Here is a 25,823-nt window from a genome sequence, read left to right on the forward strand (position 1 = left end):
ATTTCGCATGCACTCGCGTCGACTAGCCCGCAAGGCGCGCCTGATGCGCTGGGCCCTGAATTTCTACCCGCCCTATCTGGGCGCCGGCGTGCGGGTGCGGCGGATCAGCGCAGACTTCCGCCATATCCGCGTGAAGATGGGCCTCGGCTGGTATAACCGCAACTACGTCGGCACCCAGTTCGGCGGCTCGCTGTACAGCATGACCGATCCCTTCTTCATGCTCATGCTGATGCAGCACCTCGGCCGCGACTACATCGTCTGGGACCAGTCCGCCAGCATCGACTTCGTCTCGCCCGGCAAGGGCCCGGTGTACGCCGACTTCCGCATCGACGACGAACTGCTGGCGGAGATCCGCGAACGCACCGCCGGCGGCGACAAGTACCTGCCCAAGCTGCATGTGGAAGTCCATGACAGCGAGGGAACCCTCGTGGCGCGGGTGCACAAGACCCTTTACGTGCGGCTCAAGCCGCGACTGCGACAGGCGGGCTGAACATATGGAGTTGAAGGCGGACCTGGTGATCGTCGGTGCCGGCATGGTCGGTGCCAGCCTGGCGCTGGCCCTGGAGCACAGCGGTCTGGAGATCCTGGTGGTGGACGGCGGGCCGTTGTCGGTCAAGCCGTTCGACGCCACCGCGCCGTTCGAGCCGCGGGTCAGCGCGTTGTCGGCGGCCAGCCAGCGCATCCTCGAACGGGTCGGCGCCTGGGACGGCATCGCCGCACGGCGCGCCAGCCCCTATGCCGAAATGCAGGTGTGGGATGGCTCGGGTACCGGCAGCATCCATTTTTCCGCCGCCAGCGTGCACGCCGAAACCCTTGGCCATATCGTCGAGAACCGCGTGGTCCAGGACGCCTTGCTGGAACGCCTGCACGACAGCGACCTGGGCCTGGTCGGCGGCGCGCGCCTGGAGCAGTTGCGCCATTCCGGCGACGACTGGCTGCTCGGCCTGAGCGACGGCCGCCAGATTCGCACGCCGCTGCTGGTCGCCGCCGATGGCGCCAACTCGGCGGTGCGCCGCCTGGCCGGCTGCGCCACCCGCGAATGGGATTACCTGCACCACGCCATCGTCACCAGCGTGCGCTGCGCCGAGGAGCACCGGCGCACCGCCTGGCAACGCTTCACCGACGACGGCCCGCTGGCCTTCCTGCCGCTGGAGCGCGATGGCGACCGGCACTGGTGTTCGATCGTCTGGTCGGTCACCCCGGATGAGGCCGAGCGGCTGATGGCGCTGGACGACGACGCTTTCCGCGCCGCCCTCGGCCGCGCCTTCGAATACCGCCTGGGCGAGATCGAGGCGGTCGATCCGCGCCTGTGCATCCCGCTGCGCCAGCGCCACGCCAAGCGCTACATCGAGGCGGGCCTGGCGCTGATCGGCGATGCCGCGCACAGCATCCACCCGCTGGCCGGGCAGGGCGTCAACCTCGGCTTCCTCGACGCGGCGGTGCTCGCCGAGGTGCTGCTGCATGCCCTGGGCCGTGGCGAACGGCTGGCCGAGCCGCGCGTGCTGAGCCGCTACGAACGCCGGCGGATGCCCCACAACCTGGCGATGATGGCGGCGATGGAAGGCTTCGAGCGGCTGTTCCAGGCCGATCCGCTGCCGGTGCGCTGGCTGCGCAACGCCGGCCTCGACTGGGTCGATGGCCTGCCCGAGGCCAAGGCGATGTTCGTCCGCCAGGCGCTCGGCCTGTCCGGCGACCTGCCGGAGCTGGCGCGGGTCTGAGGCATCCTGCGGCTTGCAGGAGGATTGCTGGTTGTAGAGAATGCGACGAATTATCATTTGATATTTCGTCGGTCCGCCATGACAGCCCAGGATTCCAATGCCCTGCGTCTTCTCTACACCGAGCATCACGGCTGGCTGAAAGCCTGGCTGTGCGCCCGGCTCGGCAATTCCAGCGATGCCGCCGACCTGGCCCAGGACACCTTTCTGCGCGTGCTGCTGGCCCGCAACGCCGTCGCTATCCGCGAACCGCGTACCTACCTGAGCTCCATCGCCCGTGCGTTGCTGATCGACCGCTTCCGCCGCCGGGCAGTGGAAGAAGCCTACCTCGCCACCCTGGCCGCGCGCCCTGAGCCGCTGGACATTTCCCCGGAAACCCGCCTGGCGATCCTGGAAACCCTCACTGCCATCGACGCCATGCTCGACGGCCTGGGCGAGCGCACCCGGCGGATATTCCTCGCCGTGCAGCTCGAAGGGCTGGGCTACGCGGCGGTCGGCAAGCGCTTGGGCGTGTCGGTGACCACGGTGAAGAAACACCTGATCCGCGCCATGACCCACTGCCTGCTGCTGGTCGAGGATTGAGCCGGATGTCCGACACGCTCGACCGCCAGGTGCTGGAAGCCGCCGCCACCTGGTACGTGCAACTCAACGCCGCGCCGCCCAGCGATGCCGAACGGCAGGCCTGGCGGGCCTGGCTGGAGCTGCACCCCGCCCATGCCCAGGCCTGGGCGCGGGTGGAGAAGCTGCAGCGACAACTGGGCAGCGTGCCCCGGGACGTCGCCCTGCCGACCCTCGCCGGCGTGCGTGCCCGGCGCCGGGCAGTGCTCAAGACCCTGGCGGTGCTCCTTGCCGCCGGCGGGCTGGGGCTTGGCGCGCGGGAGCCGCTGCGCGGCTGGATGGCCGACTACCGCACCGCCAGGGGCGAGCGCCGCCGCCTGACGCTGGTCGACGGCAGTCGTCTCGACCTGAACACCGCCAGCGCCGTGGATGTCGTCTTCGACGCCGGCCTGCGGCAGATACTGCTGCGACATGGCGAAATCCTCGTCGAAACCGCCGCCGACCCTGCCGGACGACCTTTCGTCGTGCATCTGCCGGAAGGCAGCGTACGTGCCCTTGGAACCCGTTTCAGCGTGCGCAGCGAGGACGGCCGGGCGCGGGTCGCAGTGTTCGAGCACGCGGTGGAGATTCGCCCGGCGCACTGGGCCGGGGCGCCGTTGCGGCTGGAAGCCGGCGCGTGGGCGGCCTTCGACGCACAAGGGGCGGGTCGGCCGGTGCCGCTGGCGGTGGGCGAGGGGGCCTGGCGCCAGGGCATGCTCAGCGTGGTGGACTGGCGCCTGGGCGACCTCGTCGCCGAGCTGGCCCGCTACCGGCCCGGTCATATCCGCTGCGCCGACTCGGTGGCCGATCTGCGCCTGTCCGGCGCCTTCTCCCTCGACGACACCGACCTGGCCCTGGAAAACCTCGCCGCTTCGCTGCCGGTGCGGGTGCGCTACCTGACGCGCTACTGGGTCAGCGTCGAGCCAGCCTGAGACGCCTGCCGGCAAGAAAAATCCGTTTGGGGGTTGCCGATTTTCATTCTCATCCGGCCAAGCACATGAAGCGGCACTCGCAGCCGCGCATCTGCCACGCCAACGAAAAGGAAAACCGCATGCCCCGATTCATCCCGAGCGTCGCGCCGCTGGTCCGCGCCGTGCACCTGGCCCTGTTCGCGCTGCCCCTGGCGCCGCTCGCCCTGGTTCCCGTGCAGGCCGTCGCCCAGGAGCAGGCCGCCACCGAGTACCGCATCGCCCCCGGCCCGCTCGGCGCCGCCCTGAGCCAGTTCGCCACCGCCGCCGGCGTCACCCTGTCGTTCGCCGCCGAGCAGACCCATGGTCTGCAATCGCCAGGGCTGAATGGCGCCTTCTCGGTGGAGGAGGGGCTGCACCGCCTGCTGGCCGGCAGTGGCCTGCAGGCCCAGCGTCAGAGCAATGGAGGCTACGTGCTGGTAAAGACCGGCGAGGCGGTCCAACTGTCGCCACTGAGCATTTCCGGCAGCGTGCTGGTGACGGCGGGGGATGGTCCAGACATCGGTTACCAGGCGAGCCGCAGCAGAACCGCGAGCAAGACCGCCACGCCGCTGGCGGAAACCCCGCGCTCGATCTCGGTGGTGACCCGGCAGCGCATGGAGGATCAGCGCTCGCAGACGCTGACCGACGTGTTGGGCTATGTGCCCGGCATCTTCGCTCCGCCCTTCGCCGCTGGCGACGGGCTGGCCGGTGACCTGTTCTACATCCGTGGCTTCCTCGCCACTGACTTCGGCTACGGCCTGCTGCGCGACGGCCTGCGCGTGCAGGGCAACCGCTACGACACCACCAGCGAGCCCTATGGCCTGGAGCGGACCGAGGTGTTCCGCGGGCCGACCTCTATCCTCTACGGGGAGAATGCCCCGGGCGGGTTGGTCAACCTGGTCAGCAAACGCCCGACCGCCTTCTCCCGTGGTGAGGTGCAGCTCGGCTACGGCAGCCACAACCGGCGGCAGTTGACGCTGGATATCTCCGGCCCCTTGAGCGACGACGGCAACGTGCTGGGGCGGCTGGTCCTGCTCGGGCGCAATGCTGACAGCCAGGTCGAGGAAGTCCCCGACGACCGCCTCTACCTGGCGCCGTCGCTGACCTTCAACCTGGGCGAGGCGACTGCCTTGACCCTGCTCTCGAGCTACCAGCGCGACCGTACCATGATGACCCTGGGCTATCCCGCCGCCGGCACCCTGCTCGACAACCCCAACGGCAAGTTCGACCGCGACGACTTTCTCGGCAATCCGTACTGGGATGATTTCGAGCGGGAAGTCTGGACCCTCGGCTACGAATTCAGCCACCAGCTCAACGATACCTGGCAATTCCGCCAGAACTCGCGCTACCTGCAGTCGCGCATCAATCGCCAGGAGACCTGGCCGGGCAACCTGAACGACCGTGGATTCGGCACCACGCTGACCAACACCGCGTACGACCGCGACAATAAGTCCATCACCTACTCCCTGGACAACCAGCTCGAGGGCCACTTCGACCACGGTGGTTTCGAGCACACCCTGCTGCTCGGCGCCGGCGTTGACCGCACTTCCTTCAACCAGGATTGGGACGCGGGCTTTGGCGGCGTGATCGACGCCTTCGACCCGGTGTACCCGCCGGTGAAACCAACCATGCTGGTGCATGTCCAGAACTCCCAGCTCGACCAGCGGATGTACGGGCTCTACAGCCAGTTGCAGACCCGGTATGACCACTGGATCTTCCTGCTCGGCGGCCGCCAGGACAGCGTCAACAGCCAGTACCGCAACCGTGCCGGCACCACCAACGGGGCATCGGACCTGGACTACTGGGACCATGACTTCACCTGGCAGGTCGGTCTGATGTACCGGTTCGACAACGGCCTGACACCCTACCTCAGCTACGCGACGGGCTTCGTGCCGGTGCAGCAGACAACCTCGGCGTCCGGGCCGCTCGATCCGATCAAGAGCGAGCAGTACGAAGTGGGTGTCAAGTACGAGCCCAAGGGCTGGAACACAAGCTTCACCGCCTCACTGTACGACCTGCGCAAGCAGGACGACGTGATCTTCGATACCGTGCTCAACGACAACCGCCAGGTCGGCGAGAGTCGCTCCAAGGGCGTGGAGCTGGAAGCCACCAGCGACCTCAGCGAGAACCTCAACCTGACGGCCGCCTACACCTACACCGATGCGCGGGTCACCCGCGACAACCAGACCTCGCTGATCGAGGGGCACCAGATGACCGGGGTACCGCGCAACCAGGCGTCGATCTGGGCCAACTACCGCTTCCTCGACGGTCTCCTGCGCGGTTTGCGATTGGGCGGCGGAGTGCGACATTTCGACAGCACCTTCGCCTACACCAACCCGACCACGTTGTACGGCAAGCTGGACACCGGGGACGTGACGCTGGTCGACGCGGCGATCGGCTATGCCCTGGATGACCACTGGAGCGTTGACCTCAACGTCAAGAACCTGTTCGACCAGGAATACGTCAGTGGCTGCAACAATGCCGGACGTTGTTACTGGGGGGAGGAGCGCACGGTGCTGGGAAGTGTTTCCCTGCGTTGGTGACCACCATGATGTCGTCCGGAGGAATTCCGGCGGCATCCATTTCCACATGGGGCACGGCCGGGGCATGAAATACTTCGACATACTCCCTGTATCAATCCGCAATTGCGCTTTACTATCATTCGCGCTTCCAACTCATTAACAGGGGCATGTCAGATGCAAGTTCGCAATCCTCTTCTCGCGGCTCTGGCTTTCGGCCTGGCTGCGACTTCCGTCCAGGCCGCCGACGAGGTAGTGGTGTATTCCGCGCGGATCGATGAGCTGATCAAGCCGGTGTTCGACGCCTACACCGCCAAGACCGGGGTCAAGGTCAAGTTCATCACCGACAAGGAGGCTCCGCTGCTGGCCCGCCTGAAGGCAGAGGGCGAGAACACGCCGGCTGACATGCTGATCACCGTGGATGCCGGCAACCTCTGGCAGGCCGAGCAGGAAGGCGTGCTCAAGCCGCTCGACTCCTCCGTCATCGACGCCAACATCCCACCGCAATACCGTTCCAGCACCGATAGCTGGACCGGCCTGTCGCTGCGCGCGCGGACCATTTTCTACTCCACCGAGCGGGTCAAGCCGGAAGAGCTGTCCACCTACGAGGCGCTGGCCGACAAGCAGTGGGAAGGGCGCCTGTGCCTGCGTACCAGCAAGAAGGTCTACAACCAGTCGCTGACCGCCACCCTGATCGAGAACCACGGCGAAGCCAAGGCCGAGGAAATCGTCAAGGGCTGGGTCAACAACCTGGCCACCGACGTGTTCGCCGACGATACCGCCCTGCTGCAGGCCATCGACGCCGGCCAGTGCGACGTGGGCATCACCAACACCTATTACTACGGCCGCCTGCACAAGCAGCAGCCGAACCTGAAGGTCAAACCCTTCTGGCCGAACCAGAACGACCGTGGCGTGCACGTGAACCTGGCTGGCGCCGGGGTGACCAAGAACGCTCCCCATGCCGAGGAAGCCCAGAAGCTGCTGGAGTGGATGACCACCCCGGAAGCCCAGGAAATCTTCGCCGGGGTCAACCAGGAGTTCCCGGCCAACCCCAGCGTCAAGCCGTCCGCCGAAGTCGCGGCCTGGGGCACCTTCAAGGCCGACAGCATCCCGGTGGAAGTGGCCGGCAAGCGCCAGGCCGAAGCGATCAAGCTGATGGACCGCGCCGGCTGGAACTGACAAGAGCCGAATAAAGCGCTGCAGGCTGGGGGCTGGACGGGGAAGCGCTTGCCGTTCGCCGCTTTTTCGTTCAGCCTTCAGCGCTTTTGGCGTTTTCCCCCGAGGCTTTCGTGTCCCATCCCGCCCAGCGCCGCTGGTATCCGATTTCCTTCCTGATCGCCGCCCTGGTCCTGCTGCCGTTATCCGTGCTGCTGTTCAGTTGGAGCTCGGTCGATACGGAAATCTGGTCGCACCTGTGGGATACCCAGATGCCGCGCCTGATCGGCAACACGCTGATCCTGCTGGCCGGCGTCAGCATCGGCGTCGTCCTGCTCGGTGTCAGCCTGGCCTGGCTGACCAGCCTCTGCGAGTTTCCCGGCCGGCGCTGGCTGGACTGGGCGCTGATGCTGCCGTTCGCGATCCCCGCCTACGTGCTGGCCTTCGTGTTCGTCGGCCTGCTGGATTTCGCCGGGCCGGTGCAGAGCCTGGCGCGCGAGTGGTTCGGCAGCGGCCTGCGCTTTCCCCGGGTGCGTTCCTCCGGCGGGGTGATCATCGTCCTGGTGCTGGTGTTCTATCCCTACGTCTACCTGCTTGCGCGCGGTGCCTTCCTGGCCCAGGGCAAGGGCCTGATGGAGGCCGCGCGGGTGCTCGGCCAGTCGCCCTGGCAGGCGTTCTGGCGGGTCGCCCTGCCGATGGCGCGGCCGGCCATCGGCGCCGGCCTGGCGCTGGCGCTGATGGAGACCCTGGCGGACTTCGGCGCGGTGGCGGTGTTCAACTTCGACACCTTTACCACCGCCATCTACAAGACCTGGTACGGCTTCTACAGCCTGTCCAGCGCCACCCAACTGGCCAGCCTGCTGCTGCTGGCGGTGATGCTGGTGCTCTATGGCGAGCGCCGCGCCCGTGGAGTAAGCCGGCCGGCCAACGAGCGGCCGCGCGGCAAGGCGCTGTACCACCTGCGCGGCTGGAAGGCGCTGGCGGCCAGTGGCTGGTGCTGCCTGGTGTTCGCCTGCGCCTTCGTCATCCCCATGCTGCAACTGCTGACGTGGTTCTGGCGGCGCGGCCGTTTCGACCTCGACGAGCGTTACCTGGGCCTGATCCTGCACACCCTCTACCTCGGCGGCATGGCGGCGCTGATCACCGTCACCGTGGCGCTGCTGCTGGCCTTCGCCCGGCGCCTGGCGCCAACCCGGGCGATCCGCTCGGCGGTCGGCCTGGCCAACCTCGGATACGCGCTGCCCGGCTCGGTGCTGGCGGTGTCGATCATGCTCGCCTTCAGCTATCTCGACCGCCATCTGGTGATTCCGCTCTCTTCCTGGGTCGGCGGCGCCGGCAAGCCGTTGTTGCTGGGCAGCCTGTCGGCGCTGCTGCTGGCCTACCTGGTGCGCTTCATGGCGGTGGCCTATGGACCGCTGGAGAACAGCCTGGCGCGCATCCGCCCGTCGCTGCCGGAAGCCTCGCGCAGCCTTGGCGTCGGTGGGCCACGGCTGTTCTTCAGGGTCTACCTGCCGCTGCTGGTGCCGGGCACGCTGAGCGCGGCGCTGCTGGTGTTCGTCGACGTCCTCAAGGAAATGCCCGCGACCCTGCTGATGCGCCCGTTCGGCTGGGACACCCTGGCCGTGCGGGTCTTCGAGATGACCAGCGAGGGCGAATGGGCGCGCGCCGCGTTGCCGGCCCTGACCCTGGTGCTGGTCGGCCTGCTGCCGGTGGTCGGCCTGATCCGCCGCTCGGCCCGACAGATCGGGCACTGATTTCGCGGCACAGGGCAGGGTGGACTTCGGCCCGAACTGCCTGAACCTGGTAGGAGCGGCCCATGGCCGCGAAATCGCGCGCATGGCGCGCTCCTACGGCTGGGATCGAGCCCCTGTGAAAGCTCGTAGCCCGGATGTAATCCGGGGAGGGTTGGCAGGCGCGGCCGGGGCGAGCCCCCTACGAAAGCATGAGTTCCCGCCCCGACCAGGCGGTCGGTCCTCGGGTGTCCAGCCACCGAGCGAGCGGCTACAATGCGCGCCATTCGATGCGGCCCGTCATCCAGACCGGGTTCGCGACGTCTGTGCCAGTGCCTTGCCCAGGCTCAGCCACGCGTCGGGGCCCGCCGCATCTTCGCCACGCCCGGAAGGAGAAACCCATGGGACAGCGTACGCCCCTCTATGAACAGCATGTGGCTCTGGGGGCCAAGATGGTCGATTTCGGCGGCTGGGACATGCCGCTGCACTACGGTTCGCAGGTCGAGGAGCACCACCAGGTGCGCCGGGACTGCGGAGTCTTCGATGTGTCGCACATGACCGTGGTCGATCTCGCCGGCAGCCAGGCCAGGGACTACCTGCAATACCTGCTGGCCAACGACGTGGACCGCCTGAAGACGCCCGGCAAGGCGCTCTACAGCGGCATGCTCAACGAGCGCGGCGGGGTGGTCGACGACCTCATCGTCTACCTCACCGAGAGCGGCTACCGCCTGGTGGTCAACGCCGCCACCCGCGACAAGGACCTGGCCTGGATGCAGGCCCGCGCCGCCGGCTTCGCCGTCGAACTGCAAGAACGCGCCGACCTGGCCATGCTGGCCATCCAGGGTCCGCAGGCGCGGGTCAAGGTCGGCGAACTGCTCAATTCCGCGCGCGCCTCGCTGATCGCCGAACTCAAGCCGTTCCAGGGCGCCTTCGAGGGCGACTGGTTCATCGCCCGCACCGGCTACACCGGGGAGGACGGCCTGGAGATCATCCTCCCGGCCGAGCAGGTGACGGATTTCTTCAACGATCTGGTCGGCGCCGGCATCGCGCCGATCGGCCTCGGCGCCCGTGACACCCTGCGCCTGGAGGCCGGCATGAACCTCTACGGCCAGGACATGGACGAGGACGTCTCGCCATTGGCCGCCAACATGGCCTGGACCATCGCCTGGGAGCCCGCCGGGCGTGACTTCGTCGGCCGCGAGGCCCTGGAAGCCATGCGCGCCGCCGGCGACCAGCCCAAGCTGGTCGGCCTGGTGCTGGAGGAGCGCGGCGTGCTGCGCGCCCACCAGGTGGTGCGCGTCGAGGGTATCGGCGAAGGCGAGATCACCAGTGGCAGCTTCTCGCCGACGCTCGGCAAGTCGATCGCCCTGGCCCGCGTGCCGGCTGCCACCGGCGACCGCGCCCAGGTGGAAATCCGTGGCAAGTGGTATCCGGTGCGCGTGGTCCAGCCGACCTTCGTGCGCAATGGCAAGGCTCTTATCTGACCGCTTCTGAAGTGCGTTGGCCGCGTCCGGACCCGCGTCCGGGCCGCGGCCTGCTAAATTTTCCAGGCGGGCTTTCCGCCATCTAGTCTCCGAGGACACCGACATGAGCAATATCCCCGCCGATCTGCGTTACGCCGCCAGCCACGAGTGGGCCCGTCTGGAAGCTGACGGCAGCGTTACCGTGGGCATTTCCGACCATGCCCAGGAAGCCCTGGGCGACGTGGTCTTCGTCGAGCTGCCGGAGATCGGCAAGCAACTGGACGCCGGCCAGGAAGCCGGGGTGGTGGAGTCGGTGAAGGCCGCTTCCGACATCTATGCGCCGATCGGCGGCGAGGTGATCGCGGTCAACGAAGCGCTCACCGACAGCCCCGAGCTGGTCAACAGCGACCCCTACGGTAGTTGGTTCTTCAAGCTCAAGCCGAACGATGCCGGCGAGCTGGACAAGCTGCTCGACGCCGCCGCCTACAAGGCCGCTGCCGAAGCCGACGCCTGATCCCACGCTATCCTTGCAAAAGCCCTGCTTCGCCAGGGCTTTGTCTTTTTTCGAGAAGCCGACCATGTCCCAGACGCCCAGCCTGTCCCAACTGCAGCAGCCCGACGCCTTCCTGCGCCGCCACCTCGGCCCGGATGCCGCCGAACAGCAAGCCATGCTCGAGGTCCTCGGCCTCGCCAGCCGTGACGAGCTGATCGAGCAGACGGTGCCGCCGGCCATTTGCCTGACCGGCGAGCTGCAGTTGCCGGCGGCGCTGGACGAGCAGGCCGCGCTGGCCAAGTTGCGCGGCTATGCCGAGCAGAACCAGTTGTGGACCAGTCTGATCGGCATGGGCTACTACGGCACCGTGACGCCCACGGTGATCCTCCGCAACGTGCTGGAGAACCCGGGCTGGTACACCGCCTACACCCCGTACCAGCCGGAGATCGCCCAGGGCCGCCTGGAGGCGCTGCTGAACTTCCAGCAGTTGACCATCGATCTCACCGGGCTGGACCTGGCCAGCGCGTCGCTGCTCGACGAGGCCACCGCCGCCGCCGAGGCCATGGCCCTGGCCAAGCGCGTCGCCAAGGCCAAGAGCAACCTGTTCTTCGTCGACGAGCACTGCCATCCGCAGACCATCTCGGTGGTGAGCACCCGTGCCGAGGCGTTCGGCTTCGAGCTGGTGGTCGACGATGTCGCCAACCTCGGCCGGCACCAGGTGTTCGGCGCACTGTTGCAGTACCCCGACACCCATGGCGAGATCCGCGACCTCAAGCCGCTGATCGAGCATCTGCACGCCCAGCAGGCGCTGGCCTGCGTGGCCACCGACCTGCTCAGCCTGTTGCTGCTGACCCCGCCCGGCGAGCTGGGCGCCGACGTGGTGTTCGGCTCGGCACAGCGCTTCGGCGTGCCGATGGGCTACGGCGGCCCGCACGCGGCGTTCTTCGCCACCCGCGACGAGTTCAAGCGCGCCATGCCGGGGCGCATCATCGGCGTGTCCAAGGACGCCCGTGGCAACATCGCGCTGCGCATGGCGCTGCAGACCCGCGAGCAGCACATCCGCCGCGAGAAGGCCAACTCGAACATCTGTACCGCGCAGGTGCTGCTGGCCAACATCGCCGCCTTCTACGCCGTCTACCACGGCCCGCAGGGCCTCAAGCGCATCGCCCAGCGCGTGCACAGGCTGACCGCGATCCTCGCCGCCGGCCTGGAGCAGAAGGGCGTGCAGCGCCTCAACGAGCATTTCTTCGACACCCTGACCCTGGAGGTCGGCGGTGCGCAGAGCGCGATCATCGAGTCGGCCAAGGCGGCGCGCATCAACCTGCGCATCCTCGGTCGCGGCCAGCTCGGCATCAGCCTCGACGAGACCTGCGACGAGGACACCGTCGAGCGACTGTTCGACATCTTCCTCGGCGCCGACCACGGCCTGTCGGTCGAGGCGCTGGACGCCGGGCAGGTGCCGGAGGGCATTCCCGCCGGCCTGCGGCGCAGCTCGCCGTACCTGACCCACCCGGTGTTCAACGCGCACCACAGCGAAACCGAGATGCTGCGCTACCTCAAGCAGTTGGAGAACAAGGACCTGGCCCTCAACCAGTCGATGATCCCGCTTGGCTCCTGCACCATGAAGCTCAACGCCACCAGCGAGATGATCCCGATCACCTGGCCGGAGTTCGCCAACCTGCACCCCTTCGTGCCGCGCGAACAGGCCCAGGGCTACACGCTGATGATCGACGAGCTGGAGGAATGGCTGCGCGCCATCACCGGTTTCGACGCCATCTGCATGCAGCCGAACTCCGGCGCCCAGGGCGAGTACGCGGGGCTGCTGGCGATCCGTCGCTACCATGAGAGCCGGGGCGACGCGCACCGCAACATCTGCCTGATCCCCGCCTCGGCGCACGGCACCAACCCGGCCTCGGCGCAGATGGCGAGCATGCGCGTGGTGATCGTCGAGTGCGACGCCGAGGGCAACGTCGATCTCGAAGACCTCAAGCGCAAGGCCGCCGAAGCCGGCGAGCAACTGGCCTGCCTGATGGCGACCTACCCGTCGACCCACGGCGTGTACGAAGAGGGCATCCGCGAAATCTGCGAGGTGATCCACGCCCACGGCGGCCAGGTGTACATGGACGGCGCCAACCTGAACGCCCAGGTGGGCCTGGCGCGGCCGGCGGACATCGGCGCCGACGTGTCGCACATGAACCTGCACAAGACCTTCTGCATCCCCCACGGCGGCGGCGGTCCGGGCATGGGCCCGATCGGCGTCCGGGCGCACCTGGCGCCTTTCGTCGCCAACCACCCGGTGATCGAGCTGAAAGGGCCGAACCCGGAGAACGGCGCGGTCAGCGCGGCGCCCTGGGGCAGCGCGAGCATCCTGCCGATCAGTTGGATGTACATCGCCATGATGGGCCCGCAACTGGCCGACGCCACCGAGGTGGCGATCCTCAACGCCAACTACCTGGCCAAGCAGCTCGGCGGTGCCTTCCCGGTGCTGTTCAGCGGCCGCAACGACCGGGTCGCCCACGAGTGCATCCTCGACCTGCGTCCGCTCAAGGCGGAAACCGGGATCAGCGAGGAAGACGTCGCCAAGCGCCTGATGGACTACGGCTTCCACGCGCCGACCATGTCCTTCCCGGTGCCCGGCACGCTGATGGTCGAACCGACCGAGAGCGAGTCCAAGCATGAGCTGGACCGCTTCATCGAGGCCATGCTGAGCATCCGCGCGGAAATCGCCAAGGTGCAGAACGGCGACTGGCCGGCCGAGGACAACCCGCTCAAGCGCGCGCCGCACACCCTGGCCGACGTGATCGGCGTGTGGGAGCGGCCGTACTCCATCGCCGAGGCGGTGACCCCGACCGAGCACGCCCGCGCGCACAAGTACTGGCCGACGGTGAACCGCGTGGACAACGTCTACGGCGACCGCAACCTGTTCTGCGCCTGCGTGCCGCTGGACGATTATCGCGAGTGATGGAAACGACGAGGCCGCCCATGGGCGGCCTCGTCGTTTCCGGGGCCGCAGAACCATGGCGCACCCTACAAAACGTAGCCCGGATTGCATCCGGGCTATCCGATCATTGGTGCCGGGCAAGGATCGCCTGGGCCAGTTCCTCGTCGCTGGCTTCCAGGCCGGGGTTGTCCTCGCGCAACTGGCGCAGCGCGGCTTCCAAGTGCGGGCCGCGGATCTGTCCGCCGCTGGCGACGAATGCGCTGGCGTCGTCCCTGGCTGGCAGGATCAGCTTGTCGTCCTTGAAGGTCAGGTAGGTGGAGGCGGTGGTCATCCCCGAGGAGATCACGTCGCGCCAGAACGAGTCGGCCGTGGCCGGCGCGGAGAGGGCCGCCAGGCATAGGGCGGCGATGCCGAGAATGGAACGCATGCGGGAGCACCCTGTTCGATGGACTTGAACAATGGAGGCACCGGGATGGCCATAGGTTCCGCCTATCCGACGGGCTGTCGAGGCATCCGGAATCCCGGGTAGCCGGTCGAGACGCTCCTTGCACCATCGTGCACGTTCAGGGACGAATGAACTGGCACGAGGGGGATCCACGGCTACGCTTTATCAAATAGCCCATGAGTGCGCTCCGGCAGTACGCACCGATGCTTTCGAAGGGGAGGAGAACGCCCCCCCACGCTCCAGTTGTCGATAGCCAAGGACTACTGCTATGGCCGATATCTCCTGCCTTCCCCCGCAAGGAACCACGGAACGCCACTTTTCCCCTGCCGGCACAGGTTCTTGAGTGCCCGTCCGGGCCCGTCCCGCAAACCTACCCGAACAGTGATCGAGGCCACGCATGGCAGGTCATCCGATACCCCGAATCCAAGGGGCTGCCGCAGCGGCAAAGGGGGATATGTGAATGGGCGGTTCAGTTCGTAGTGCCGATCGTCTGGGCTTCAGGCCGCGCCCCCTGGCCCTTGCCCTGGAGCAGCGCATCCTGTTCGATGGCGCCGCCGCGGCATCCGTCGACCATCAGAACGCCGAGCGCGACGGCGACACGCCGCATCCCACGCCGGCGCCGACGAACACCGAGGCGCCTGCCGCGCGCCATCTCGTGGTGCTCGACAAGCGGGTGGAGAACCGCGAGGCGCTGACCGCCGACATAGCGGATTCGGTCGAAGTGCTGGTGCTCGACGGCCAGCAGGACAGCCTGGCGGCCATCTCGGCGGCCCTGGCCCGGCTCGGAAAGGTCGACTCCCTGCAGATCTTCAGCCATGGCGCTGCCGGGCAGATCACCCTCGGCAGCCAGCAGGTCAGCAGCGACAACATCGGCCAGTTCGCCTCGCTGCTCGGCGGCTGGGGCGCGCACCTGAACGCGGGCGCCGACATCCAGTTGTACGGCTGCAACGTCGGCGAAGGCAGCGCCGGGCGTTCGCTGGTCGACCAGTTGGCCCGCCTGACCGGCGCCAACGTCGCCGCTTCCAGCGATGCCACCGGCAGCGCGGGGAAGGGCGGCGACTGGGACCTGGAAGTGCGCCACGGCGACATCGACAAGGCCATCGCCCTGAGCGCCGTGGCCCTGAACGCCTACGACCTGCTGCTGGCCGACGCCGCGCCGACCACGGAGCTGGCGTCCGCCGGCCAGGACGTGCTGCTCGGCGACCAGTTCAACTTCATCGTCAACTTCCGCAACACCTCGACCCAGGATGGCTACGCACCGTTCATCAACCTGTTCATGCCGGCCACCGGCCGGGATGGCGACGACGGGGTCCGCTTCGTTTCCGCCAGCTACCTGGGGCAGACGCTCAACGCCCAGGTGATCACCTTCGATGCTTCCGGCAATGCCACCCATCCGCTGGCCCGGGACTCCAGCGGAAATCCGCTGGTCATCAACGCGGCGACCTACGGCATGCGGCCGGGCGACCAGATGGTGGTGATCTCGCTGCCCTACGCCAGCGTGTCGCAAAGCCAGCCGGTGATTCCCGTACAGATCACCGCCAGCCTCAGCAACCTGGCCGATACCGATCTCTCGAATGCCTCGCCGGACTTGCAGATCCGCGTCAACAGCGGCTTCGAGCTGGGCAACGACGCGCTGAACAACCCGCAGAACGACCCCAGCCTGCTCGAAGCGGGCGCCCTGGTCTTCACCGTGCATCCCACCGTGGTGACCATCGACCAGCGCATCGATGCCGTCGAAGGCGAGACCGTCACCGGGCCGAACCACGGCCGTACCCTGACCCTGACCACCACGCCGGCCAACGGACAGGTCCTGAACAACGTGTCGGTCACCCAGGCCCTGCCGGACAACGTGCAGGTCACCGCGATCCAGCCCGGCGCCGGCGGCACCCTGACCTCGGTGACCCTGCACAACGGCACGGTGCTCACCGATCCGACGGAGATCGCCGCCGCGATCGCCAGCGATTCGGAGTTCATCCGCTCCTTCACCATCGTCTACGCGACCATGAGTGGCGCCACCGATACCCTGGTGGACTTCTACGTCCCGGAAATCGACGCCAACGGCCAGCCGGTGCTCGACCCGGTCACCGGCGCGCCGGGGACCATCACCTTCGCAGCCGCCGAGGTCACCGGCCTGTGGACCCCGATAGACCCGCGCGACGTGACGCCGCCGTCCACCACCATCGATTTCACCGGCAGCGGGGACGAGACCTCGATAGTCGCCAAGTCGATCACCCTGCAGAAGCGTGTCGTGCTGCAGGCCGATATCGGCAGCGCCGGCGTCAGCCCCGGCGATACCCTGCGCTATACCCTGCAACTGGACATCTCGGACTACTTCGCCTTCGGCAAGGACTTCTTCCTGAATGGCGCGTTGAGCGTCACCGATAGTCTCGCCGACGGCCAGACCCTGAGTGGGCCGCTGACCATGTCGGTAACCATGGGCGGTATCACCCGCAACATCGCCCTGGTGGTCGAGACTACGGTGAACGCAGATGGCACCACCACGCTGGTCTTCGACATCGGCCAATCGCTACAGGTCGCCAGGGCCGGCAGCGGCTGGCTGGCCGGTGACCTGGCCTTCGAGGGCGCGCGGGACGGCGCCACCATCGCGCTGATCAGCTACGCGGCGCTGGTCAGCCAGAGCTACACCCCGCCCAACGGCAACCCGCACAATGAGATCAACGAGGGCGACAGCCTGGGCAACAGCGCCACGGTCGAGGGTACCCTGCTGAGCGACCGCTTCAACCTGACCGGGCAATCCCAGAGCGACGACTCGGGCACCACCACCACCATCCCGACCAGCAGCGTCGATATCCAGCTCACCCAGGTCAACGGTGCGCCGCCACCCACCGGCGACCTGCGTCCGGGCGACGTGGTGACCTTCCGGCTCAGCTACGACCTGGTGACCGGCGACTACGAGAACTTCCAGCTCGTTGCCTACCTGCCGCTGCCGTTGCTCGACGTGGCCGGTTTCACCTGGGACCAGGGCACCGGTGTCGGCCAATGGACCCTGGGGGCCGGCAACACCAATGGCGGGCCGCTGCCCATCGTCAGCGTCGGTCCCGGCAACTCGCTGATCTTCGATTTCGGCGACTACGTGATCAACTCGGTCGAAGGCTCGCGCATCGAGGTGGTGTTCACCATGCGCGTCGGCGACCAGCCGTTCGCCGACCAGCGCTCGCTGGACGTGCTGGCGCAATCCACCCAGACCACCTCCATCGACCATCTGGTGCTGGTGTCCTCCGACGTGGCGGTGATCGTCTCGGTCGCCGAGCCGCACCTGAACATCCGCCACGGCGTGGTTTCCAGCAACCATCCCGGCACGGTCACCGGCACCACCGGCAGTTGGCTGGCGCCCGGTACCACCGGCAAGCCGTTCGCTGGGTCGATCACCGACCTGAACGCCATCGAGGGGAGCGCCAACGGCATCGACGGCGGCGACCTGCTGCGCCTCGCCACCGCCATCGAGAACACCGGTGGCGGTGGTGCCTACGACGTGGTCACCAGCATCACCCTGCCGCCCGGCCTGGGCTTCGTCGGCGGCAGCCTGGCCAGCGCCAACCTGCAGATCTACCGGGGCGACGGCACCCTGCTGGTCGCCGGGGTGGACTACAGCGTGGTCGGCAACGAGATCCGCTTCATCGACCGCGACGGCAACGCGGCGTTGCTCGCCGGGCGGGTCGGCACGGCGGCCGACGCCAGCGGCGGCAACCTGGTGGTCATCACCTACGACGTGGTGGTGAACAACGCCATCCTGGCCGGCAGGACCCTGCAGAGCATGGCGACCCTGAGCAACTACGCCAGCGTCGACAACGGCCAGGATTTCACCCCCACCGACCTCACCGACGACGCCAGCCAGCAGGTGGCCGCGCCGGTGATCAGCAAGGTGTTCGCCGGCGGCTCGCTGGACGACTCGGACTCCAGCGCCGGCCACACCACCGGCAGCAACCTGGTGGTCGGCGAAAGCATGCTCTACGACATCGTGGTGACCCTGCCCGAAGGCGTCACCCAGAACCTGCGGATCGACGACCTGATCCCGCCCGGCATGCGCCTGGACACCACCTTCAATGGCGGCCTGGGCTACCAGTTGATCATCAGCTCCGCCGCCAGCGGTGGCTCGCTGGCCAGCAATTTCGCCGGCAGCGTGGTGATCAGCGGGATGACCGGGGTGGGCGGCACGCTCGGCGCCGACGGGGTCGACGCGCGCTTCACCTTCAGCGCCTCCACCGGCACCGCCGACAACAACACCGGCAACAACAGCTTCGTCATCCGCGTGCGCCTGGTGGTCAGCAACGTGCAGGGCAACCAGGCCAACCAGGTGCTGCAGAACAGCGCCAACCTGCAATACCAGGACCCGGACGGCGATACCCCCAACGGCACCGCGCCGGTGGACCGGCTGGTGGGCCTGAGTGGTGGCCAGCCGGCCGTGACCGTGCGCGAGCCGACCTTGCAGATCAGCCAGACACTGACTTCCACCCCCGGTGTCGGCGGCTATGACGAAGGCGACGTGGTCGAGTTCATCATCACCATCAGCAACGGCAATGGCAGCAACGACTACGCGGCCTTCGACCTGAGCCTGGTCGATATCCTGCCGACCGAGCTGAACAACGTGCAGTTGCTCGAAGTGCTCTACCAGGGCGGGGCGACCAACAATGGCGGCCCGGACTTCGCGGTGGGCGGAGGCCGGCTGGTCAGCGTGGGTGGCGCCAACATCGACATCGCCAAGGGGGGCAGCATCATTCTGCGGCTGTCCGGCGTGGTCAATGCCACGGCGGCGGCCGAGGCGAACTTCGACAACGTCGCCACCGTCCAGTGGACCAGCCTCGACGGCACCCAGGGCGGAGAGCGCACCGGCGTCGATGGGGCGCTGAACAGCGGCGTGCTCAACGACTACCAGCGCAGCTCGACGCTGATCGTGCCGGTGGCGCGCGGCATCCTGTTGTCGCGGGTCGGCGGCATGCCCGACACACCGGCGGCCAACCCCACCACCGGCGAGGTGGAGAACGTCACCATCGGCGAGATCATCCGCTACCGCGCGGCGGTCCTGGTGCCCCAGGGCGACAACCTCAACCACCAGATTCGCATCGAACTGGACGCCGGCCTGGAGCTCATCGACCCGACCCAGCTCGCCAACGCCATCCGCATTGCCCTGGTCGCCAACCAGGGTGGCCTGGAAAGCAGCCTGGGCAACCTGGTGATCGGCGGCGGGCCGCTGTTCGTCACCGGCAACGAGAACAGCGAGATCGCCCAGTCGATCAGGCCGGACCTGTCGGGGATCAGCCCCACCGCGATACTCAACCCGGCGCACATCTCGGTGGCCATTGTCGGTGGTCGGCAGGTGGTCACCATCAGCCTGGGCGACCTGACCAACCATGACGGCGCGGATGCGGACCTGGAGGGTGTGGTCCTCGAGTTCAACGTGCGGGTGCTCAACGTGGCCGCCAACCAGGCCGCCACCCAGTTGGGCGTCACCGTGGTCGAGAGCGTCAACGGTATCGACCGCGGCAGGAGCCCGACACTGGTCGAGCGCATCGTCGAGCCGAGTTTCAGCGGGCTGGACAAGCGCATCGTCGACTTCAATCCCAACGCCTCCGGCACCCTCGGCAGCGCCACGGTGCGGGTCGACTTCACCCAGAACGGCGGGCTGGCCGCCTACGACGTGCAGCTCAGCGACAGCTTCCCCAGCGGCAGCAACTACCAGTTGGTCAGCGTGCAGATCGGCGATACCGTCTACAACGCCGGCAACCTGCCGCCGGGCGTCACGGCCAGCGTCACCGCCAGCGGGGTGGTGCTGAACTTCGCCAGGCTGGATGTCGGCACCACGGTCAGGGCCATCTACCAGGTGGACCTGCCCAACAACTCGACCATCGCCAGCAGCGCCGCCAACGCGACCCTGACCTGGAGCAGCCTGCCGGAAAGCTTCACCGGTTGGGGCGGTTCGTCGGTCGGCGTCGACGGTACGGCGAACGGCGAGCGGACCGGCAGCAACGTCGGGCCGAACAGCTACATCCTCCAGGAGGGCGCCGGGGTCGGCGTGATTCGCGGCACCTTGTGGAACGACACCCAGTCGGCGACCGCCAGTGCCACCCCGGACGGCCCGGGGCTGGCCGGGCAGACCGTGACCCTGACCTGGGCCGGCGCCGACGGCAACCTCGCCACCACCGCCGACAACCGCACCTTCACCGCTATAACCGATGCCAACGGCGCGTACCACTTCGGCGTGCTGCCGGACGGCATCTTCCGCATCGACACCCCGAACGCGGTGATCTATCCGCAGCCCCTGGGCGAGTTGCGCGTGCGCATCGATACCGACGCCGCCACGCCGCTCGGGCGGATCGACGTCACCCTCGGCGAGGGCGTCGAGGCCCAGGCGAATGCCGGCTACGTCGAGCGCAACGACGCGCCGGTCAACCAGGTCCCCGGCGACCAGGTCGCGCAGGAAGACGAGGTGCTGAACATCGGCGGCATCTCGGTTTCGGACATCGATGTGGGCAATCGCCCCATCGAGGTCACCCTGCGGGTCCAGCACGGCATACTCGACTTCTCGTCCTTCCCGCCGGGCGTGTTGATCGTGGTCATCGGCGACGGTACCAGCGAGGTCACCCTGGCTGGCAGCGTGGGCGACATCAATCTGGTGCTGGCCAACCTCACCTACCTGGGCGACCTCAACTTCAACGGCATCGACACCCTGACCGTCATCACCAACGACCTGGGCGGCTTCGGCGATGCCGACGGCGACGGCATCCCGGGCGAGACCGTCGATGATGCCCTGACCGATATCGACACGGTGCGCATCGTCGTCAACCCGGTCAACGATCTGCCCGTGGCCAACCCCGACACGGCCCTCGCCACCGAGGCTGGTGGCCTGGACAATGGTCGACCGGGCGTCAATCCGGCTGGCAGCGTGGTCGACAACGACACCGATGTCGACATCGCCACCAATGCCGATGTCCTGCGGGTCGTGCACATCCGCTCGGAAGGCAGCGGCCTGGAGCACGAAGTTTCCGTCCCGGGGCTGGTCAGTCTTCCCGGACTGTATGGCCAGTTGATCATTACCTCGCTGGGCACGTACCTCTACCTGGTCGATAACGACAACCCCGAGGTCGAGGCGCTGCGGACCGCGTCCGACACCCTGAGCGACGTGTTCACCTACACCATCCGCGACTTGGCTGGCGCGACCGCCATCTCCACCCTGACCGTCATCATCCGGGGGGCCAACGACAACCCGGTGGGCGTCGACGACGAGGGCGAGGCCATCGAGGCCGGTGGAGTGAACAACGGTACTCCCGGGCAGGATGCCACCGGCAACGTGCTGGACAACGACACCGACGTGGACGGCGGTCCGGGCGATCCCATCGACTATGGCGAAACCAGGACGGTGACCGGTATCCGCACCTTGCGCGAGTCAGCCCCCGGCGCCTTCACCGCCGTTGCCGCCACCGGCGAAACCCGTATCGACGGCACCCATGGCAGCCTGTTCATCCAGGCCGACGGTACCTATCGCTACGAGGTCAACAACGACAGTACCGCGGTGCAGCGCCTGGTCGCCGGCGATACGCTCTTCGAGTACTTCAGCTACGTGGTGACCGACGCCGGCGGCCTCAACGACGTTGCCGAACTGCGGATCACCATCCACGGCGCCAACGACAACCCGGTGGCCAGCGACGACCAGGCCGCCGCCCAGGCTGCCGCGCCGGGCGTTCCGAACTCGCAGGAAAGCAACCCGCGTGGCAACGTCATCCTCTTCCCCAGCCGACCTGGCGATATCAACCAGCCCGGAGGCAACGGCGTCGACCTGGACGTCGACCGGCTCGACCGGCCCAGCAGCAACCTCGTGGTCACCGGCATCCATTCCTCCCCCGAGCTGGGTGCGCCCGCTACCCTGACCGATGTCGCCGGCGGCACCACTTCCGATAACGGCACGGCGATCGAAGGGCTATACGCGGTACTGTCGGATGGCACCATCATCGACGGTACCGGCGGCAGCTTCGGTACCCTGACCATCGGCGCGGACGGCTCATTCTTCTTCGACGTCAACAGCGACAACGCCCTGGTGCAAGGCTTGAACGAGGGGGCGACCCTGACGGTGTATTTCACCTACGAAATCGCCGACACGGCCGGGCTCACCGACCGCGCCCAGTTGCTCATCATCGTGCGCGGCGTCAACGACCCGCCGGTGGCGCAGGACCAGGAAGTGGAAGCCATCGAGGCCGGTGGCGTGAACAACGGCACGCCCGGCAGCGACGCCACGGGCAATGCGCTGAGCGCCGCGTTCGATCCGGAAGGCGACCCGCTCACCGTCACCCTGATCCGCACCGGAACCGGCAGCGACGTGGAGGTGGTCGATGGCGGCACCTCGCTGGACGGCCAGTACGGCACCCTGACCATCCACCCCGACGGCAGCTTCACCTACGTCATCGACAACGACGACTCGGCGGTCCAGGCGCTGCGCCAGCTCGACGACCAGCTCATCGAACGCTTCGTGTTCACCGTCGACGATCGCCAGAACGAGAACGACATCGGCTCGGCGGAAATCATCGTCACCATCCGGGGCCAGAACGACAACCCGGTGGCCGCCGACGACGAGGCCATCGCCATCGAGTCCGGCGGGGTGAACAACGGCCAGCACGGAGTCGACCCGGTCGGCAACGTGCTGGACAACGACAGCGACGTGGACAGCGTCGCCAACGGCGAGACCAGGGAAGTCTCCTCGGTGCGCACCGGCAGCGAGGCCGGAACCGGCACCGACGGCGTGCTCGGCATTGAACTGCGCGGCGCCTATGGCTGGCTCCTGCTGAACGCCGACGGCAGCTATGGCTACCGCCTGGACAATGCCATGGCGGAAGTGCAGGCGCTGCTCCCCGGCGAAACCCTCAACGACCTGTTCAGCTACACGCTACGCGACACCGCCGGCGCCGAGGACCGCGCCACCCTGACCATCACCATCCAGGGCGCCAACGACAACCCGGTCGCCAACGACGACAGCGGCCTCGCCATCGAAGCCGGCGGGGTCGCCAACGACCTGCCCGGCAGCGACGCCACCGGCAACGTGCTGGGCAACGACACCGACGTCGACGCGGGCGACAGCCTGCAGGTCGTCTCGGTCAGGCAGGGACCGAGAGTCGGCCTCGCCGGCGTGGTGTTCGCCGGCACCTACGGCAACCTGACCCTCGATGCCAACGGCAACTACACCTACGTGGTGAACAACGACCACCCGCTGGTCCAGGCCCTGCGCACCGGCGCCGACACCTTGCGGGAAAGCTTCAGCTACACCGTCCGCGACCTGAACGGCGCGATCAGCTCGGCGCTCCTGACCATCACCATCCAGGGCCGCAACGACAACCCGGTCGCGGTCGACGACAACGCCGTGGCCATCGAGGCCGGCGGCACCCTCAACAGCACCCCCGGCGTGGACCCGACCGGCAACCTGCTGGACAACGACACGGACGTGGACGCCAACGACAGCAAGCAGGTCGATGGTATCCGCCTCGGCAACGAGGCGGCGGGCGGAGGCTTCACCGCCGTCAACGGCGAGACCGTCATCGCCGGCCTGTACGGCAGCCTGCGGGTTTCCGCCGATGGCAGCTACCAGTACGTGGTCGACAACCTGCTCGCCGCGGTGCAGGCGCTCAAGGTCGGCGACACCCTGGTCGAGGAATTCACCTACCGCATGCGCGATGCCCTGGGCGGCAGCGACACCGCGCAACTGACCGTGCTCATCCGGGGCGCCTGGGACGCGCCGGTGGCGGTCAACGACGTCGCCTTCGCCGTCGCCGCCGGGCCCGGCTCGGTCGGCGTCGATCCCGTCGGCAACGTGCTGCCCAACGACACCGACGTGGACAGCGAGGACGTCGACCTGGTCAACGGCATCCGCCACGGCGAGCGCGCTGCCGGCGGGGTCATGATCGCGGTCGGCATGAACACCAGCCGGAGCGACGGGACGGTGATCGTCGGCCGCTATGGCCGGCTGATCATCGGCTCCGACGGCAGCTTCGTCTATTCCGTCGCCAACGACAGCCCGGAAGTCCTGGCGCTCGGCCCCTTCGACATCGGCATCGACACCTTCACCTACCAGATCTTCGACCGTGGCCAACTGGTCGACACGGCGGAGCTGACCATCTTCGTGCGCGGCCAGAACAACCCGCCGGACCTGGTCAACGACACCGGCATCGCGGTGGAGGCCGGCGGCCTGGACAATGGCACGCCGGGCGTCGACCCGACTGGCAATGTGCTGGCCAACGACAGCGACGTGGAAGGCGACGAACTGACCGTGGTGCTGGTCCACAAGGGCGACGTCGCCGGCGCTCCGGGCACGCCGATCCGTGGGCTCTACGGCGACCTGACGATGAACGCCGACGGTTCCTGGAGCTACCTGCTCGACAACGCCCTGCCGGAAGTCCAGGCGCTGCGTACCGCCGGGCAGACGCTCACCGAGGTGTTCACCTACACCGTGACCGACATCTGGGGCGGCACCGCCCAGGCGCAACTGGTGATCACCATCGAAGGCCGCAACGACAACCCGGTCGCGGTCGACGACAACGCCGTGGCCGTCGAGGCCGGCGGGGTCGCCAACGGCACGCCGGGCGTCAACCCGACCGGCAACGTGCTGGACAACGACACCGACGTGGACAGCGTCGCCAACGGCGAAACCAGGCAGGTGCTTTCCGTGCGCAACAGCAGCGGCCAGGGCGTCGATGCCGGGCAGCGGCTGGCGGGCGTATACGGCTGGCTGGTGCTGAATGCCGACGGCAGCTACAGCTACGAGCTGGACAACGCCAACCCGCAGGTCCAGGCGCTGCGCACCGCCGGGGAAACCCTCAGCGAAGTGTTCGTCTACCGTATGCGCGACACCGCCGGGGCCACCTCCGAGGCGCGCCTGAACATCCTCATCCGGGGCGCCAACGATGCGCCGGTGGCGCAGAACGACAGCAACGTCGCCAGCGACCAGGTCCGGGCGCCGCACACCAGCGGCAACGTGCTGCCCAACGACTCGGACATCGACAACGGCGACAGCCTGAGCGTGGTCGGCATCCGCACCGGTCCCGAGAGCGGCAGCGGCACGGTCGGCGTGATCGGCCAGCCGCTCGCCGGCCGCTACGGCACCCTGGTGATCCACGCCGACGGCAGCTACACCTACACCATCGACCTGACCAATCCGGAGGTGCTGGCGGCCGCCGGCCTGGGCCAGGTGCTGCAGGATGTCTTCACCTACCGCATCAGCGACCTGGCCGGCGGCACCGACGAGGCCGAGCTGGTCATCCACCTCGACATCGAGGCGCCCTTCATCCCGGCGCCGAAGGACGGTCCCTTCATCCCCTACGGCAGGGACGATCCGCAGATCGGTGGCCTCCCGCTGCCCGACGTCGACCCGGCGGTGTTCGTCGGCCCGGTGGTGGAGCGCGAGAGCCGTATCGACGAACTCCGCAGCCGGCAGAGCGACGGCAGCGACATCGAGCTGGTGCGTGCTCCCTGGCTGCGCAGCGAATCCCTCGGCGCCGGCCTGGGCCTGGTGCCCGGCCAGTTCATCTCCGACGTGGTGCGGCGCAGCAGCCTCGAAAGCGACCTGGACATGGACTGGATCATGGGCCGCCACGGCCGCATCGAGCTGAGCGCGGACGGCCTGCTCAGCGAGCCGTCCCTGCATGCCGTCTCCATGGACGGCGTGGCACAGGCGTCGCCGCCGCCGAGCGAACCGCGCGGCCGCATGGCCAGCGACTTCAGCAGCCAGTTGCAGGCCGCCGCCCAGCGACTGCATCCCATCCACCACCATGCGCCGCCGCCCGACGAATCCGCCGGGCCCGGCATCTGATGCAAGGAC

At 67.8% G+C, this 25,823-nt stretch carries 12 protein-coding genes; 11 read left to right on the forward strand and 1 reads right to left on the reverse strand.

Annotated elements, in window-relative coordinates; all coding sequences use genetic code 11:
* The first annotated feature begins 7 nt into the window (after positions 1 to 7).
* From PSEWESI4_RS00465 to gcvP, 10 genes are all read left to right on the forward strand, one after another.
* Positions 8 to 490, forward strand: coding sequence for a DUF4442 domain-containing protein (locus tag PSEWESI4_RS00465; protein ID WP_187669223.1), 483 nt, complete (start codon positions 8 to 10; stop codon positions 488 to 490).
* Positions 491 to 494: 4 nt separating this feature from the next.
* Positions 495 to 1,718: a 2-octaprenyl-3-methyl-6-methoxy-1,4-benzoquinol hydroxylase gene (locus PSEWESI4_RS00470; protein WP_456243200.1), complete on the forward strand. Its 1,224-nt coding sequence runs from the start codon at positions 495 to 497 to the stop codon at positions 1,716 to 1,718.
* Positions 1,719 to 1,796: 78 nt separating this feature from the next.
* Positions 1,797 to 2,297, forward strand: a complete 501-nt coding sequence (locus tag PSEWESI4_RS00475; RefSeq protein WP_187669224.1) for a sigma-70 family RNA polymerase sigma factor — start codon at positions 1,797 to 1,799, stop codon at positions 2,295 to 2,297.
* Positions 2,298 to 2,302: 5 nt separating this feature from the next.
* Positions 2,303 to 3,244 carry a FecR domain-containing protein gene (locus tag PSEWESI4_RS00480; protein ID WP_187669225.1) on the forward strand — a complete coding sequence of 314 codons (942 nt, stop codon included), beginning with the start codon at positions 2,303 to 2,305 and terminating at the stop codon, positions 3,242 to 3,244.
* Positions 3,245 to 3,363: 119 nt separating this feature from the next.
* The gene (locus PSEWESI4_RS00485; protein WP_187669226.1) at positions 3,364 to 5,805 is read left to right on the forward strand and encodes a TonB-dependent siderophore receptor; all 2,442 of its coding nucleotides are present in this window, start codon (positions 3,364 to 3,366) and stop codon (positions 5,803 to 5,805) included.
* A gap of 153 nt (positions 5,806 to 5,958) precedes the next feature.
* The gene (locus tag PSEWESI4_RS00490; RefSeq protein WP_187669227.1) at positions 5,959 to 6,960 is read left to right on the forward strand and encodes an extracellular solute-binding protein; all 1,002 of its coding nucleotides are present in this window, start codon (positions 5,959 to 5,961) and stop codon (positions 6,958 to 6,960) included.
* Between the two features lie 110 nt (positions 6,961 to 7,070).
* A complete protein-coding gene (locus tag PSEWESI4_RS00495; protein ID WP_187669228.1) occupies positions 7,071 to 8,690 on the forward strand; it encodes an ABC transporter permease in 1,620 nt (539 codons plus the stop codon).
* A gap of 377 nt (positions 8,691 to 9,067) precedes the next feature.
* Entirely contained in the window at positions 9,068 to 10,150 is a 1,083-nt protein-coding gene (gcvT, locus tag PSEWESI4_RS00500; protein ID WP_187669229.1) for a glycine cleavage system aminomethyltransferase GcvT, read from the forward strand.
* Between the two features lie 103 nt (positions 10,151 to 10,253).
* On the forward strand, positions 10,254 to 10,643 hold the full coding sequence (gcvH, locus tag PSEWESI4_RS00505; protein WP_187669230.1) for a glycine cleavage system protein GcvH: 390 nt from the start codon (positions 10,254 to 10,256) through the stop codon (positions 10,641 to 10,643).
* A gap of 64 nt (positions 10,644 to 10,707) precedes the next feature.
* On the forward strand, positions 10,708 to 13,584 hold the full coding sequence (gcvP, locus tag PSEWESI4_RS00510) for an aminomethyl-transferring glycine dehydrogenase (RefSeq protein ID WP_187669231.1): 2,877 nt from the start codon (positions 10,708 to 10,710) through the stop codon (positions 13,582 to 13,584).
* A gap of 103 nt (positions 13,585 to 13,687) precedes the next feature.
* On the opposite strand, the gene PSEWESI4_RS00515 is transcribed toward gcvP, so the two are convergent.
* The gene (locus PSEWESI4_RS00515) at positions 13,688 to 13,990 is read right to left on the reverse strand and encodes a DUF2388 domain-containing protein (protein ID WP_187669232.1); all 303 of its coding nucleotides are present in this window, start codon (positions 13,988 to 13,990) and stop codon (positions 13,688 to 13,690) included.
* Between the two features lie 478 nt (positions 13,991 to 14,468).
* On the opposite strand from PSEWESI4_RS00515, the gene PSEWESI4_RS00520 reads away from it, so the two are divergent.
* Positions 14,469 to 25,814 carry a VCBS domain-containing protein gene (locus PSEWESI4_RS00520; protein ID WP_187669233.1) on the forward strand — a complete coding sequence of 3,782 codons (11,346 nt, stop codon included), beginning with the start codon at positions 14,469 to 14,471 and terminating at the stop codon, positions 25,812 to 25,814.
* Positions 25,815 to 25,823 lie beyond the last annotated feature (9 nt).

This window comes from Zestomonas carbonaria, assembly GCF_904061905.1.
GTDB classification, from domain to species: domain Bacteria; phylum Pseudomonadota; class Gammaproteobacteria; order Pseudomonadales; family Pseudomonadaceae; genus Aquipseudomonas; species Aquipseudomonas carbonaria.

Coding starts and splice junctions, on each gene's coding strand:
- PSEWESI4_RS00465 (WP_187669223.1), top strand. CDS start 8: ATGCACTCGCGTCGACTAGCCCGCAAGGCGCGCCTGATGCGCTGGGCC.
- PSEWESI4_RS00470 (WP_456243200.1), top strand. CDS start 495: ATGGAGTTGAAGGCGGACCTGGTGATCGTCGGTGCCGGCATGGTCGGT.
- PSEWESI4_RS00475 (WP_187669224.1), top strand. CDS start 1,797: ATGACAGCCCAGGATTCCAATGCCCTGCGTCTTCTCTACACCGAGCAT.
- PSEWESI4_RS00480 (WP_187669225.1), top strand. CDS start 2,303: ATGTCCGACACGCTCGACCGCCAGGTGCTGGAAGCCGCCGCCACCTGG.
- PSEWESI4_RS00485 (WP_187669226.1), top strand. CDS start 3,364: ATGCCCCGATTCATCCCGAGCGTCGCGCCGCTGGTCCGCGCCGTGCAC.
- PSEWESI4_RS00490 (WP_187669227.1), top strand. CDS start 5,959: ATGCAAGTTCGCAATCCTCTTCTCGCGGCTCTGGCTTTCGGCCTGGCT.
- gcvT (WP_187669229.1), top strand. CDS start 9,068: ATGGGACAGCGTACGCCCCTCTATGAACAGCATGTGGCTCTGGGGGCC.
- gcvH (WP_187669230.1), top strand. CDS start 10,254: ATGAGCAATATCCCCGCCGATCTGCGTTACGCCGCCAGCCACGAGTGG.
- gcvP (WP_187669231.1), top strand. CDS start 10,708: ATGTCCCAGACGCCCAGCCTGTCCCAACTGCAGCAGCCCGACGCCTTC.
- PSEWESI4_RS00515 (WP_187669232.1), bottom strand. CDS start 13,990: ATGCGTTCCATTCTCGGCATCGCCGCCCTATGCCTGGCGGCCCTCTCC.
- PSEWESI4_RS00520 (WP_187669233.1), top strand. CDS start 14,469: ATGGGCGGTTCAGTTCGTAGTGCCGATCGTCTGGGCTTCAGGCCGCGC.